13 protein-coding genes are annotated in these 14,212 nt (G+C 63.4%); 11 read left to right on the top strand and 2 right to left on the bottom strand.

From position 1 onward, the window contains the following. The 8 genes from WC739_RS11595 to WC739_RS11560 all read left to right on the top strand — a co-directional run. Positions 1–370: MerR family DNA-binding transcriptional regulator (locus tag WC739_RS11595; RefSeq protein WP_372953171.1), on the top strand; the 370-nt coding region annotated here is incomplete at its 5' end. Positions 371–620: 250 nt separating this feature from the next. After that, positions 621–2,411 carry an acyl-CoA dehydrogenase gene (locus tag WC739_RS11590; RefSeq protein ID WP_372953170.1) on the top strand — a complete coding sequence of 597 codons (1,791 nt, stop codon included), beginning with the start codon at positions 621–623 and terminating at the stop codon, positions 2,409–2,411. 53 nt (positions 2,412–2,464) lie between these two features. Next, a complete protein-coding gene (locus tag WC739_RS11585; protein WP_372953169.1) occupies positions 2,465–3,637 on the top strand; it encodes an acyl-CoA dehydrogenase family protein in 1,173 nt (390 codons plus the stop codon). A 32-nt stretch (positions 3,638–3,669) separates the two neighbouring features. Beyond that, entirely contained in the window at positions 3,670–4,878 is a 1,209-nt protein-coding gene (locus WC739_RS11580; RefSeq protein WP_372953168.1) for an acetyl-CoA C-acetyltransferase, read from the top strand. Positions 4,879–4,892: 14 nt separating this feature from the next. After that, on the top strand, positions 4,893–7,112 hold the full coding sequence (locus tag WC739_RS11575; RefSeq protein WP_372953167.1) for a 3-hydroxyacyl-CoA dehydrogenase NAD-binding domain-containing protein: 2,220 nt from the start codon (positions 4,893–4,895) through the stop codon (positions 7,110–7,112). A gap of 65 nt (positions 7,113–7,177) precedes the next feature. Next, complete coding sequence (locus WC739_RS11570; RefSeq protein ID WP_372953166.1) at positions 7,178–7,723, top strand: thioesterase family protein; 546 nt, start codon at positions 7,178–7,180, stop codon at positions 7,721–7,723. A 125-nt stretch (positions 7,724–7,848) separates the two neighbouring features. Further along, positions 7,849–8,496, top strand: coding sequence for a helix-turn-helix transcriptional regulator (locus WC739_RS11565; RefSeq protein ID WP_372953165.1), 648 nt, complete (start codon positions 7,849–7,851; stop codon positions 8,494–8,496). A gap of 9 nt (positions 8,497–8,505) precedes the next feature. Next, the gene (locus WC739_RS11560; RefSeq protein WP_372953164.1) at positions 8,506–9,357 is read left to right on the top strand and encodes a thermonuclease family protein; all 852 of its coding nucleotides are present in this window, start codon (positions 8,506–8,508) and stop codon (positions 9,355–9,357) included. On the opposite strand, the gene WC739_RS11555 is transcribed toward WC739_RS11560, so the two are convergent. Continuing rightward, positions 9,323–10,969 (bottom strand): lysine--tRNA ligase, encoded by a 1,647-nt coding sequence (locus WC739_RS11555; protein WP_372953163.1) that lies wholly within the window; start codon positions 10,967–10,969, stop codon positions 9,323–9,325. The genes WC739_RS11560 and WC739_RS11555 overlap by 35 nt on opposite strands. Before the next feature lie 157 nt (positions 10,970–11,126). Between WC739_RS11555 and WC739_RS11550 the strand changes: the two genes are divergently transcribed. Continuing rightward, positions 11,127–11,534, top strand: coding sequence for a tellurite resistance TerB family protein (locus WC739_RS11550; RefSeq protein ID WP_372953162.1), 408 nt, complete (start codon positions 11,127–11,129; stop codon positions 11,532–11,534). Positions 11,535–11,622: 88 nt separating this feature from the next. Here WC739_RS11550 and WC739_RS11545 read toward each other — a convergent pair whose 3' ends face one another. Next, complete coding sequence (locus WC739_RS11545) at positions 11,623–12,480, bottom strand: transporter substrate-binding domain-containing protein (RefSeq protein ID WP_372953161.1); 858 nt, start codon at positions 12,478–12,480, stop codon at positions 11,623–11,625. A gap of 259 nt (positions 12,481–12,739) precedes the next feature. On the opposite strand from WC739_RS11545, the gene WC739_RS11540 reads away from it, so the two are divergent. Together WC739_RS11540 and WC739_RS11535 are read left to right on the top strand one after the other, a co-directional pair. Further along, positions 12,740–13,471, top strand: coding sequence for a helix-turn-helix transcriptional regulator (locus WC739_RS11540; RefSeq protein WP_372953160.1), 732 nt, complete (start codon positions 12,740–12,742; stop codon positions 13,469–13,471). Positions 13,472–13,568: 97 nt separating this feature from the next. Next, on the top strand, positions 13,569–14,207 hold the full coding sequence (locus WC739_RS11535) for an acyl-homoserine-lactone synthase (protein WP_372953159.1): 639 nt from the start codon (positions 13,569–13,571) through the stop codon (positions 14,205–14,207). The last annotated feature ends 5 nt before the right edge of the window (positions 14,208–14,212 follow it).

The raw sequence follows: 14,212 nt of genomic DNA, 5'->3' as shown, positions 1-14,212 counted from the left end.
CAAGAAATACGGAGTGACGCTGCGCACGCTGCGTTTCTACGAAGACAAGGGCCTGCTCAACCCGCTGCGCGATGGCGCCACCCGTCTCTACACACGGCGCGACAAGGCTCGGCTGAAGCTGATCCTGCTCGGCCGCAAGGTCGGGTTCTCGCTGCGCGACGTCAAGCAGATGATGGACCTCTACGATCCGACAGGCTCCAACACCAAGCAGCTGAGGCTGGCACTGGAAAAGTCGGAAAAGCAGCTTGCCCGCCTGCAAAAGCAGCGGGCGCTGATCGACGACGCGATCAACGAGCTTGGCGGTTCGATGTCGGCCGTGCGCCAGATGCTCAGTGAACGGTCGGCGCCGCAGGCCAGCGCCGCGAGCTAAGGCTTACCACTTCCATCGAATCGAGCCGCGTGGCCTTGCCGCGCGGCTTTTTTCTGTCGCGCGGCGGACCGCGATGAAGACCCTCGCCGCTCATCCGCGCTTGCGAGACTCGCTGGTAAGACAGCCAAATTTTTTCCCAACACAAAGAATTGACGTTTACGCAAACGTCAATTCTTGCTATTCCGACCTCAACATGGCCCGCTTGCCGTCATGGCTTGATCTGTGGCCAATCCGCATTCGGAGGAAAAGCATGACGATCTACAGGGCGCCCGTCCAGGACACGCTGTTCGTGCTCAATGAGGTGCTGGGCTATCAGCGCTATTCGAACCTTCCCGGATTTGCCGACGCCACGCCGGATGTTCTCGAAGCGATCCTCGCGGAGGGCGCCAAGCTTGCTGAAAACGTCATGCATCCGCTCAACCGCGTTGGCGATATGGAAGGTTGCCTGCGCCATGACGACGGCTCGGTGACGACTCCGAAGGGCTTCAAGGAAGCCTTCGACCAGTATCGCGAGGGCGGCTGGATGGGGCTGGCCGCACCGGTCGAGTTCGGCGGCCAGGGCCTGCCTTACGCGGTGCACACCGCGGTCGCCGAGTACATGGTGTCGGCCAATATGTCGCTGATGATGTATCCGGGCCTGACGCAGGGCGCGATCGCGGCGATCATCACCCACGGCACCGACGAGCAAAAGGCCAGATGGCTGCCCAGGATGGTCGAGGGCGCCTGGACCGGCACTATGAACCTGACCGAGCCGCATTGCGGCACCGATCTCGGCCTGCTGCGCACCAAGGCGGTTCCGAACGGCGACGGCACCTACAGGATTTCGGGCCAGAAGATATTCATCTCGGCCGGCGAACACGACATGGCGGACAACATCGTCCACCTGGTGCTGGCCCGCATCGAGGGGGCGCCGGAGGGCACCAAGGGCATTTCTCTCTTCATCGTGCCGAAGCTCAAGCTCGACGCATCAGGCAATCCGGGGGAGAGGAACGCGGTCTCCTGCGGTTCGATCGAGGAGAAGATGGGTATCCACGGCAATTCGACCTGCGTCATGAACTATGACGAGGCCGAAGGCGCCTTGCTGGGCCAGGCGAATGGCGGTCTGAAGGCCATGTTCACGATGATGAACGAGGCCCGCCTCGGCGTCGGCCTGCAAGGGCTGGCTCTGTCGGAAATCGCCTACCAGAACGCCGTCGCCTATGCCAAGGACCGCTTGCAAGGCCGCTCACTGTCGGGGCCGAAAGCGCCCGACAAGAAAGCGGATCCGATCATCGTGCATCCCGACATCCGCCGCGGGCTGATGACCATGAAGGCGTTCAATGAAGCCGGGCGCGCGCTCGCGCTGTGGACAGCCATCAAGTCCGACATCGCTCATCGGTCCGGCGACGACAAGGACCGCCAGGCCGCCGACGACTACACCGGCCTGCTGACACCGGTGGTCAAGGGCGTGCTCACCGACAAGGGTTTTGATCATGCCGTCATGGCGCAGCAGGTGTTCGGTGGTCACGGTTACATCGAAGAGCACGGTATGAGCCAGTTCGTGCGCGATGCCCGCATCGCCATGATCTATGAAGGCGCCAACGGCATCCAGGCGCTCGACCTCGTCGGCCGCAAGCTCGGTCTGAACGGCGGCCGCGCCATCCAGGCCTTCTTCAAGGAGGTCGGCGAATTCTGCGAGGAAAACCGCGCCGACGAAAAGATGGCGCCGTTCACCAAGGGGTTGAAAAAGGGCCTCAACGACCTGCAGGCGGCGACCATGTGGCTGGTGCAGAACGGCATGGCCAAGCCAGACAATGCCGGCGCCGCCTCGACCGACTATATGCATCTCTTTGGTCTTGTGGCGCTGGGCTACATGTGGGCGCAGATGGCCAAGGCGGCGCAGGGCAAGACCGGCGCCAACGGCTCCCAGTCTTTCTACGACAACAAGGTCGTGACGGCCCGCTTCTTCATGGAGCGGATCATGCCGGAAACCAGCGCTCATCTCGCCCGAATTTCGAGTGGCGCCGAGACGTTGATGGCACTGCCGGCGGAAGCGTTCTAGGGTTCGCACGCCGGCGCTGCCGTGCCCTGTCTTTAAGATACGCGGAGGAAATCGTGGCGACAAATCCTGCCGAAGTGCTCTCTTTGCCCAAACCTGCGTGGGCGGCGGACGAGGTCGGCATGCTTTACGACATGGCGCACCGCTTCATGTCGGAGGAAATTGCGCCGCGCTATGACGAATTCGAAAAGAACGAGATGGTCGACCGCGAAAGCTGGTTGAAGGCGGGGGCCGCCGGCCTGCTCTGCGCCTCGATGCCGGAGGAATATGGCGGCTCCGGCGGCACCTTCGCGCATGAGAGCGCCATCATCGAGGCCATCGGCCATGTCGGCGTCGACGGCTTCGGCATCGGCCTGCACAATGCAATCGTGGCTCCATACATCCTCCACTATGGCTCGGAGGAGCAGAAGAAGCGGTGGCTGCCGAGACTGGCGACCGGGGAGCTGATCGGCGCCATCGCCATGACCGAGCCCGGCGCCGGCTCCGACCTGCAGGGCGTGAGGACGCGGGCCGAGAAGGACGGCAACCAGTACAAGATCAACGGCTCGAAGACCTTCATCACCAATGGCCAGCTCGCCAATCTCATCATCGTCGTGACCAAGACCGACCCCGACAAGGGGGCGAAGGGCACCTCGCTGATCGTCGTCGAGACCGACGATGTCGAAGGGTATGAGCGCGGCCGCAACCTCGACAAGATCGGCCTCAAGGCCAATGACACGTCCGAACTTTTCTTCAACGACGCGCGCGTGCCGACCTCGAACCTGCTCGGCCACGAGGAAGGGCAGGGTTTCGTTCAACTGATGCAGCAATTGCCGCAGGAGCGGCTGCAGATCGGCACCGGCGCCGTCGCCATGATCGAGCGGGCGCTGGCTCTCACCATCAACTACGTCAAGGAACGCCGGGCCTTCGGCAAGGCGATCATCGATTTCCAGAACACCCAGTTCAAGCTGGCCGAGCTCAAGACCGAGGCCACCATCGGCCGTGTCTTCTACAATGATTGCGTCACCCGTCACATCGCCGGCGGGCTCGATCCGGTGACGGCGTCGATGGCCAAGTACTGGCTCAGCGACCTGCAGGGAAAAGTCGTGGACGAATGCCTTCAATTGCACGGCGGCTATGGCTACATGAATGAATATCCGATCGCCCGCATGTTCCGCGACGCTCGCGTCCAGCGCATCTATGGCGGCACCAACGAGATCATGAAATTGCTGATCGGGCGCTCGCTCTGAGCGGCGTCCGATAAACCCAAGGAGCAAGAAGAATGGCTGAGGCTTATGTCTATGACGCCGTGCGCACGCCGCGCGGCAAGGGCAAGAAGGACGGCTCGCTGCACGAGGTGCCGGCCGTCCGGCTAGCCGCCAAGACGCTCGAAGCGTTGCGCGACCGCAATGGGCTGGACACCGGCACCGTCGACGACATCATCTTCGGCTGCGTCGATCCGGTCGGCGAGGCCGGCGCGGTCATTCCGCGTGCTGCGGCCTTCGAGGCCGGCTACGACACCCGGGCGCCCGGCATGCAGATCTCGCGCTTCTGCGCTTCGGGTCTGGACGCCATCAATCTGGGCGCCGCCAAGATCGCGCAGGGCGCCGACGACATCGTCATTGCCGGTGGTGTCGAATCCATGTCGCGCGTCGGCATGGGCGCCTCGGGTGGCGCCTGGTTCATGGACCCGTCCGTCGGCCTGCCTGGCTGGTTCGTGCCGCAGGGCATCTCGGCAGACCTGATCGCCACCAAATACGGCTTCTCGCGCGACGACGTCGATGCCTACGCCGTGGAAAGCCAGAAGCGCGCGGCCAAGGCCTGGGCCGACGGCCGCTTCAACAAGTCCGTCATTCCGATCAAGGATCAGAACGGCATCACCATCCTCGATCATGACGAGCACATGCGGCCCTCGACCGACATGCAGTCGCTGGCATCGCTCAATCCGTCCTTCGTCATGCCCGGCGAAATGGGCGGTTTCGATGCGGTTGCGGTGCAGAAGCATCCAGAGGTGGAGGAGGTCAACCACGTCCATCATGCCGGCAATTCGTCAGGCATCGTCGACGGCGCGGCCGCAGTGCTGCTCGGCTCGAAGAAGGCCGGCAAGGCGATGGGGCTCAAGCCACGCGCGCGCATCCGTACCTTCGCCAACATCGGCTCCGAGCCGGTTTTGATGCTGACAGGCCCGGTCGACGTCACCGAGAAGCTGCTGAAGCGCGCCAAGATGAAGCTGTCCGACATCGACCTGTTCGAGCTCAACGAGGCCTTCGCCTCGGTCGTGCTGCGCTACATGCAGGCTTTCGACATCGATCACGACAAGATCAACGTCAATGGCGGCGCCATCGCCATGGGCCATCCGCTCGGCGCCACCGGCGCGATGATCCTGGGCACGGTGCTGGATGAGCTCGAGCGCCGGGACCTGAACACCGCGCTGGTGACGCTGTGCATCGGCGCCGGCATGGGCACCGCAACGATCATCGAACGCGTCTGACGGGGAGATAAACCATGAGCTACACCAATTTCACCCTCGACACCGACGCCGACGGCATTGCCCTTGTCACCTGGGACATGCCCGGCCGTTCGATGAACGTCTTCACCGAAGAGGTGATGCGGGAACTCGATAGCATCGTCGACAAGGTCGCCGGCGACGCGACCATCAAGGGCGCGGTGATCACCTCCGGCAAGGATACGTTCTCGGGCGGCGCCGACATCACCATGCTGCAGAAGATGCTGACCGCCTTCGCCGCCGAAAAGGACCAGGATGTCGAGAAGGCCACCAAGGCGCTTTTCGAAAATGCCGGCAAAATGACCGGCCTGTTTCGCAAGCTGGAAACGTCCGGCAAGCCCTGGGTATCGGCGATCAACGGCACCTGCATGGGGGGCGCCTTCGAACTGTCACTTTCCTGCCACGGCCGCGTCGCCGCCGACGGCGACAAGGTCCGGATGGCGCTTCCCGAAGTGAAGATCGGCATCTTCCCCGGCGCCGGCGGCACGCAGCGCGTGCCGCGGCTGACCGACCAGCAGCAGGCGCTGCAGATGCTGACCTCCGGCCAGACGCTGTCGCCGCAAAAGGCCAAGTCGATGGGGCTCATCCACGAGATCGCCGAACCGGCCAAGCTGGTCGAGACCGCCAAGGCGATGATCAGGAATGGTCTCAAAGCCGTCCAGCCCTGGGACGAGAAGGGTTATAAGCTACCCGGCGGCCAGATCTATTCACCCGCCGGTTTCAATCTCTGGCCACCGGCCATAGCCATCCTGCGGCGCGAGACCCATGGCAATTATCCGGCCGCCGCCGCGATCCTCAAATGCGTCTACGAAGGGCTGCTGGTGCCGTTCGATACCGGCCTGCGCATCGAGCAGCGGTATTTCACGGAGATCATGCGGACCCGGGAAGCGGCGGCGATGATCCGCTCGCTGTTCGTCTCGCTGCAGGAACTCAACAAGGGCGCGCGCCGCCCGGCAGGCGTGCCCGAAACCAGGTTCAAGAAGATCGGCATTCTCGGCGCCGGCTTCATGGGCGCCGGCATCGCCTATGTGACGGCCAAGGCCGGCATCCCGGTGGTGCTGCTCGATCGCGACCTGGAGTCGGCCGCCAAGGGCAAGGCGCATTCCGACGGGCTGATCTCGGATCAGGTGAAAAAGGGCCGCGCCAAGCCCGAGGAGAAGGAAAAGCTGCTGTCGCTCATCACGCCGACATCAGACTATGCCGACCTTGCCGGTTGCGATCTCGTGGTCGAGGCGGTGTTCGAGGATTCCGGCGTCAAGAAGAGCGCCACCGAACAGGCGGAGTCGGTGCTCAAGGCCTCGGCGATCTTTGCGTCCAACACGTCGACCATCCCGATCACGGACCTGGCGAAGAATTCGTCGCGGCCGAAGAATTTCATCGGCGTTCATTTCTTCTCGCCGGTCGACAAGATGATGCTGGTCGAAATCATCCTGGGCAAGAAGACGGGCGACAAGGCGCTGGCGACCGCGATCGATTTCGTGCGCGCCATCAAGAAGACGCCGATCGTCGTCAACGACACGCGCGGCTTCTACGTCAACCGCTGCGTGCTTCGCTATATGTCGGAAGCCTATAAGATGCTGATCGAGGGCGTGCCGGCGCCGATGATCGAGAATGCGGCGAAGGCCGCCGGCATGCCGGTCGGCCCGCTGGCCCTCACCGACGAGACGGCCATCGATCTCGCCCAGAAGATCATGAAGCAGACGATCAGGGATCTCGGCGACGATGCGGTTGATCCCGAGCAGATGGCGCTGATCAACACCATGGTCGACGAGCATGGCCGCTTCGGCCGCAAGAACGGCAAGGGCTTTTATGATTATCCCGCCAAGCCGGCCAAGAAAAAGCTGTGGCCCGGCCTCAGGGATCTCTACCCGCAGCTCAAGCCGGAGAAGGTCGATTATGAGGAAGTCCAGCAGCGGCTGCTGGTCACCATCGCGCTGGAGGCGGTGCGGGTGATGGAAGAAGGCATCGTCACCGATCCGCGCGAGGCCGATGTCGGCTCGATCCTGGCCTTCGGCTTCGCGCCCTATACCGGCGGCGTGTTGTCCTACATCGACGGCATCGGCGCCAAGGCATTCGTCAAGATCGCCAAGGGCTTGCGGAAGAAGTACGGCGCCGAGTTCAAGGCGCCAAGGCTGCTGGTCGACATGGCCGAGAAGGGCGAGACCTTCTATGAGCGCTTCGACCCCTATGCCAAGGGCAACGTGAAGCAGGCCGCCTGACGCATGGGCAGAGTCGCAAGTGTGACAGCGTCCTTTGCGCGTCCAACAGGACACGCGGCGCTGTAATGTATGTCTGGGCGCGCATGGCGCGCATGCTGGCCACGGCGCGAAGCCGTGGCCCCTATTCGATGGGCGGTGAAGGTCGGCTGGCCTTTCGCTGCCTGCCGACAGACATCGATTTCAACATCCATCTCAACAATGCGCGCTACATGATGCTGGCCGATCTTGGCCGCATCGACCTGTTCGTTCGTGCCGGCCTCATCACGCTGGCGCGGAAAAACGGATGGGCGCCCATGATGGGCGGGCTGCAATCGGTCTACGCGCGCGAGATCAGGCTGTGGCGCCGCTTCGAAGTGGTGTCATCGATCGAAACCTGGGAGGGCACGCAGGTCATAGGCAGGCATCGCTTCGTCCTCGACAATGGCGAGACGGCGGCGCTGATCCTGACGACAGCCGGCGTCTACGACCGCAAGGCCCGCCGTTTCATCGACATTGACGAGGTTGTCGCGGCCCTCGGCCACAAGGCGAAGCCACGACCGCTGACGCAGGCGGAGCAGGATTTCATGACATCGCACCATGGCCTTCGCGGCTTGGCCAAGGGCGGAGCTTGACTGCGCGAACCGCAATCCTGCGGACACAAAATGGCGGCGGGCGCGGCAGGGTTGGCGGTGGACAAACCATTATCCGCGGACTAGAAGAAAAAGGTATTTTTTCCTGCATCGAAGGAGAGCACGTCATGCTCTCGCACGACCGAGTCTGGGCCGCCATAGACGCTCTTGCCGAGCGCTATTCGCTTTCGGCCTCGGGGCTGGCAAAGCGCGCCGGGCTCGATTCGACCGCCTTTAACAAGTCGAAACGCCTGTCGTCGGATGGCCGGCCGCGCTGGCCCTCGACCGAATCGCTGGCCAAGATCATCGAGGCGACGGGCGCTTCGCTCGACGAATTCACCGGGCTCATCGAAGGCCGGGTCTCCATCCATGCCGCATCGGCCGGCGCCAGGCGCTCCGTGCCATTGCTCGGCTTCGCCCGGGCCGGCGCCGGCGGCTTCTTCGACGATGCCGGGTTTCCGGCCGGCCAGGGCTGGGACCTGGTCGAATTGCCCGCGCAATCCACCGAAAGCGCCTATGCCCTACAGGTGCAGGGGGATTCGATGCTGCCGCTGTACCGCGATGGCGACGTCCTCATCGTCGAGCCGGGCGCAACGACCCGCAAGGGCGACCGCGTCGTCGTCAAGACGATCGCCGGCGAGGTGATGGCCAAGGTGCTTGACCGCCAGACGACAAGGTCGATCGCACTGGTCTCGCTCAATCCCGATCATCCGGACCGCGACATCCCCATGCGCGATGTCGAGTGGGTGGCGCGGATCGTCTGGGCAAGCCAGTAGGTCCGGCCGATGCGGCTCCCTCATCTTGCCCTTGCGGTCCTGATGGTCCCTGTGATGGCGGCCATGGTGATCGCTGGCGGTCGCACCGTCAAAGGCGGGGACAGCGTCATCGCGGTGGATCAGATCGATCCAGGCGCCGATGTGGCCGTGGGAGAAGGCGCCGACACGGTTCCTGAAGAACCAGCCACCTCCGCCATACCTGCTCCAGAGCCGCCAGGACCGGCCTTTCATTCGAGAGCGATCGACCCGGAGATCGTTGCGCCGCCTTCGCTGCCCGCCGAGGGGCTTGAGCGCGTCGAACCGCGCGCGCCGCTGAGCAAGCTGGCGCTGGCCGTGCCGCCCAAGCCGAAAATGCCCGACGACTGGAACGGCACAAAATTGTTCCAGCCGATGGCTCCGTCCGCGGGCCTGATCGAGGCGAAGGGTTATTCGGTGGCGGTGTCCGGCATCGACATCGTCAGGCAGGACGAGACCTGCGACACTGATGGCAAGACCTGGCCGTGCGGCGCGCGGGCACGGTCGGCGTTCCGCGCTTTCCTGCGGGGCCGCGCGGTGGTCTGCACGGTTCCGCCCGAGGGCGGCCGTGACGTGATCGCCGCCGAATGCCGGATCGGCAAGCAGGATGTCGGTCAATGGCTGGTCGAAAACGGCTGGGCGCGCGCCGCCAGGGGCGGACCGTATGTCGAGGCCGGCAACATGGCGCGCACCGCCAAGAAGGGAATTTTCGGGGTGGCTCCGAACTTGTCGGGCATGCCGGCGATGCCAGCCGAAACGAGCCCGGCGCCTCAGGCGCCGAGTTCGATCCTGGAAGACGTCGACGGCGACCTCACACCAACTGACCCGCCAGCGCCCGCCCGATGAGCGCCCGCGTTTCGGCAATGCCGTAGAGCGCCGCGAACGACCCGAAGCGCGGTCCGCGCTCCTGGCCGATCAGCACCTGATAGATCATCTGGAAGAACGCGCCCGAGACGCCTGGTCCGCCTTCGGGACTCTGCTTGGAATGATCCTGGTAGCGTTCGATCCTGCGCGCAGCGTTGAGTGAAGCATTCTGGATCGCCTCGCCATTGGCGTCCGCCGGCAGTTCGCCAAGCGCCTTGTCGAGGGCTTCCAGCGCTTCGCGCTCGACGTCGTCGGCCGGCCGGAAGGTCTTCGCCGGCTTCACGAAATCGTCGAAATAGCGGATCGCATGGCCGACGAGCTGGTCGAGTTCCGGGTGCGTTTCCGGCGTTACCCCTTGTGTATGGCGCGAAATGAAGCCCCACAGCACGTCCTTGTTCTGCGCGTTCGAGGCGCTGACCAGATTGAGCAGCAGCGAGAACGGCACCGGCATGTCGATCGCCGGCGGGTTGCCGTCATGCATGTGCCAGACCGGGTTGCCCAGCCGCTCCTTCCAGTCCTGCCGTGGATACGCGGCGAGGAAGGCATAATATTCGTCCACCGCCCTTGGGATGACATCGAAATAGAGCTTCTTGGCCTGTCGCGGCCGCTGGTACATGTAGAGTCCGAGGCTCTCGGTCGGCGCATAGGCCAGCCACTGGTCGATGGTCAGCCCGTTGCCCTTCGACTTCGAGATCTTCTGGCCATTCTCGTCCAGGAACAGTTCGTAGACGAAGTGTTCCGGAGCCCGGCCGCCCAGGATGTCGCAAATGCGGTCATAGACCACCGCATTGGTCTGGTGGTCCTTGCCGAACATTTCGAAATCGACGCCCAGGGCCGCCCAGCGCATGCCGAAATCGGGCTTCCATTGCAGCTTCACCCGGCCGCCGGTCACCGACAGCGTCGTCTCCGTGCCTTCATCGTCGAAGGTGATGGTGCCGGCCTTTGCGTCGACATGCTTCATCGGCACATACAGCACGCGGCCGCTCTTCGGCGAAATCGGCAGGAACGGGCTGTAGGTCGCCTGCCGTTCGGCGCCCAGCGTCGGCAGCATCACGGCCATGATCTTTTCATAGCGTTCGGCGGCGCGCAGCAGCATCGCGTCGAAGCGGCCCGTCTTGTAGTATTGCGTTGCGCTGGCGAATTCATAGTCGAAGCCGAACGTGTCCAGGAAGCGGCAGAGCATGGCATTGTTGTGATCGGCAAAGCTCGCGAAGTCGCCGCCGAACGGATTGGGAACCGACGACAGCGGCATGTGCAGGTAGGGCTCCAGCGCCGCGCGGTCCGGCACGCTGTCGGGTATCTTGCGCATGCCGTCCATATCGTCGGAAAAGCACAGCAGCCGCGTCGCGACCTTGTCCTGGGTCAGGACGCGAAAGGCATGGCGCACCATCGACGTCCGCGCCACCTCGCCGAACGTGCCGATATGCGGCAGGCCGGACGGACCGTAGCCTGTCTCGAACAGGATGGTTTCGGGGAAATCGGTGCCTTTGTAGCGCGCGATGATCTTCCTGGCTTCCTCGAAAGGCCAGGCCTTGCTCTCGGCCGCGGCCGCCAGCAATTCGGGATTGAGATCGACGATGTTTGATCCCGCCATATCAACGTCTTCCATATCATTCGCCGGCATGGCCGGAAGGTGGAGTTCAGCGCGGTCTCTAGGCGTGCGTGGCCGGAGCGTCAACGCGTGCGGCGCTTTTTCCTTGCGGCGTCAATAGCGCGTCCCTACCTTCGGGTCTCTGTTCAAGGAGAAGATAGTGCCGACACCGCATGAAGCGCTGATCTACCTGATGGTCATCACCTCGGCCTCCGACAGCGACATGACCGATCTCGAACTGGCCCGGATCGGCGATGTCGTGCGCACATGGCCGGTGTTCGAGGATTTCAATCAAGACCGGTTGGTGGGGGTCGCCCAGTCCTGCCAGAAGATGCTGCACGAAAAAGGCGGGCTGGAAGGCGTGCTGGCGCGCGTCGCAAAGGCCCTGCCTGAGCGCTTGCGCGACACCGCCTATGCCGCCGCCTTCGAGGTGGCTGCCGTCGACCTAGAAATGCGCCTGGAGGAAGTGCGGGTGCTGCAACTCATCCGCCGCGAACTCGACCTCGATACGCTGACCGTCGCCGCCATCGCCCGTGCCGCCAAGGCGCGGCTGCGCACATTGACTTAGGGCGCCGCGATCTCCCGTGCACCTGAAACGGGCGTCGACCGGATCAGAAAACGCTGACCGGGATCAGTAAAAACTGACCGGGACCGGATCAGTAAAAACTGACCGGGAAATAGCGCAGGTAGAATTCGGCGAACGTACCCTTCATCGAGATCTCCTGCAGCGCGTAATCGAGCGCCGCGGCCAGCGCCGGATCGTTTAGCCGGGTGGCGATGGCCATTCCGGTACCCAGATATTCCGGCGCCAGATAGGGACCGCCGGCAAAGCGGCAGCAGTCCGCCGCGTCCGACCCGCCGAGCCAGAAGGCCAGGCGCATGCCGTCGCCAAAGGCGGCGTCGAGCTTGCCGGCCTTGAGGGCGGCATAGAGGTCTTCCGGCTTGTCGAAAGCCACGACCTGGACGGTGTTGAAATAGTCGCGCAGCATGCGCTCATGCGCCGAGCCTGATATCACCCCGACCCGCTTGCCGCGCAGCTTGCCGGAGATGGGTCCGGTCAGCGCGATGTTCCTCGGCATGACGAAGCGCGCCGGAAACTGCAGGTAGGAACGCGAGAAGAGATATGTCTGGCGCGATTGCGGCGTCGCCGCGATGCCGGCGATGATCGCTTCGCCTTCGCCTTTCTCCAGTGCTCCCTCCAGTTCGGCCCAGGGCAGGGCCTGGACCTGGCATTTGTCGACGATTCCGAGTTCGGCGCAGATGGCGCGCGCCAGATCGATGTGGAAACCGGCCAGCTTTCCGGTGCCGTCGATGAAATTGAAGGGTGGAAAATCCGTGGTGGTCAGGAATCTCAGCCGGGGGAGCGCCGAGAGGTCCGGCTTCGGCAACCGCTCCTTGGCGTCCCAGAGCACCGGAACCTGAGGCTCCGCGGAGGCCGCGCGCGCGCCGCCGGCAGGCCCCGCCGCCGCGACCAGCATCGACGCAATGAGGAGTGACCTCCACTGAAACGCCACGATAAACTCCGCCGCACGCGTGCTCCACCGGGTTTTGGTACGAAAATGGGGCAGGTACAATGCTTTTTGATTTCAACACGCCAAATTCGGGATATGATTTGGCGGGTTTGCAAACAGCAGTGGCCGACTCGGTTGGAGGACAGACGTCGGCAGCCACAGGGCAAGCGGGTGGTTTGCAATCCGTGGTCGTAGGCAATGTGCGGGGTAAGGCGCAGGCCAACGATCGCAGTGTACAAGGCAACATGGGATTTATGTTGCGATGGGTCAGTTCGATCGCACGCTGGAATTCATAGATCAACTGCGGCACGCCGGAACGGCGGCCGCGGTCTGTGAGCAGCTTCTGGGCATAACATCCGGTTTCGGTCTCACCGCGCTGATGGCGGGAACCGTGCCGCAGCCCGGCACGCCGACCGGCCAGCAGAAACAGCATGTGCTCCTCTGCGATTGGCCCGGCGAGTGGCTGGAGCGCTATGTCGCGCGCAACTATGTCGATCACGATCCGGTCGTCAGCCATATGAAACAGCTACAGGCGCCATTCCAGTGGCGCGACGCCTCGCAGGGCGTCAGCTCCGACAAGAGCAGCGGCGAAGTGATGGGCGATGCCGGGACGTACAAGTTGCGCGACGGGTTGGCCTTTCCCCTGATCACGCTCGACGGCCAGATCGTCATGGTGTCGCTGGGGGGCGAGGCCGTCGAACTGTCGGCGGCCGAATTTGGACTTGTGTCGCTGGTGTCGACCTACGCGGTAGGCCGAGCCATGCAACTGCACACCATGGCGGACAAGACCATCGACCATATCGAGCTGACGCCGCGCGAGCGCGAATGCCTGCAGTGGGCCGCCGTCGGCAAGTCCGAATGGGAGATATCGCAGATCCTTGGAATCTCCGAACACACGTCGGAGAAACATCTTCTTAACGCCAAAAGCAAACTCGGTGCCGTCAACCGGGTTCAGGCCGTCGCCGAAGCGATAAGGCGCGGCTACATTAGTTAGGTCGGCCGTGCCGACTGAGAAATTCTTCCCTGCGTGATCACGCAATTTTGTCATTGAGGCACGGCCGTATCTTCCTCTGAACCCAGGAGACGGCGGAATGCTTTTTTCTTTAACAACCCGGGAATTGATGGAACGTCCCGACCTTTGGGAGGCCGTCCATCGTCTGCGCTACAAGATATTTGTCGAGGAGATGGGATGGGACGACCTCAGGCGCCCCGACGGGCTCGAACGCGACCAGTTCGATCACGACGAGGCCGTCCATCAGATCGTCATCAGGGGCGACGAAGTCGCCGGTTACCAGAGGCTCTTGCCGACGACGCGCGGGCATCTTCTGACCGAAGTGCTGACCGACCTCTATGAAGGGACGCCTCCCTCGGGCCCGCATATCTTCGAGTTGACCCGTTATGCAGTGGCACCCGGCTACCGCGACGGTCGCCGCGGCGTATCGACCGTCGGCACCGAACTGATCGCGGGCTTCGTCGAGTGGGGGCTGAAGCGCGGCGTCAACCAGATGATCATCGAGTTCGAGCCCATGTGGGTCCTGCGCGCGTTGCAACTGCATTTCCTGGCGACGCCGCTGGGGTACCAGCGCACCTACGGCAACCAGCAGGTCGTGGCGACCCTGCTCACCTTCGACGAGCACACGCTCGACGTGGTGCGCTCACGCCGCAACCATCATGCCCCGGTGCTGGCCAGGGGATATCCCGACATGCTCGGCCAAAGGAGGGCATCGTGATGTCG

Source organism: Mesorhizobium sp. (assembly GCF_041661565.1).
GTDB lineage: Bacteria > Pseudomonadota > Alphaproteobacteria > Rhizobiales > Rhizobiaceae > Mesorhizobium.
The sequence above is the reverse complement of the archived record's forward strand: the minus strand, read 5'-3'. Positions and strand labels throughout refer to the sequence as shown.

Bases quoted from the DNA above. Each gene is read 5' to 3' on its own strand.
- WC739_RS11540 (WP_372953160.1), top strand. From the start codon at position 12,740: ATGGGTCAGTTCGATCGCACGCTGGAATTCATAGATCAACTGCGGCAC.
- WC739_RS11555 (WP_372953163.1), bottom strand. From the start codon at position 10,969: ATGGCGGGATCAAACATCGTCGATCTCAATCCCGAATTGCTGGCGGCC.
- WC739_RS11560 (WP_372953164.1), top strand. From the start codon at position 8,506: ATGCGGCTCCCTCATCTTGCCCTTGCGGTCCTGATGGTCCCTGTGATG.
- WC739_RS11535 (WP_372953159.1), top strand. From the start codon at position 13,569: ATGCTTTTTTCTTTAACAACCCGGGAATTGATGGAACGTCCCGACCTT.
- WC739_RS11575 (WP_372953167.1), top strand. From the start codon at position 4,893: ATGAGCTACACCAATTTCACCCTCGACACCGACGCCGACGGCATTGCC.
- WC739_RS11565 (WP_372953165.1), top strand. From the start codon at position 7,849: ATGCTCTCGCACGACCGAGTCTGGGCCGCCATAGACGCTCTTGCCGAG.
- WC739_RS11570 (WP_372953166.1), top strand. From the start codon at position 7,178: ATGTATGTCTGGGCGCGCATGGCGCGCATGCTGGCCACGGCGCGAAGC.
- WC739_RS11590 (WP_372953170.1), top strand. From the start codon at position 621: ATGACGATCTACAGGGCGCCCGTCCAGGACACGCTGTTCGTGCTCAAT.
- WC739_RS11580 (WP_372953168.1), top strand. From the start codon at position 3,670: ATGGCTGAGGCTTATGTCTATGACGCCGTGCGCACGCCGCGCGGCAAG.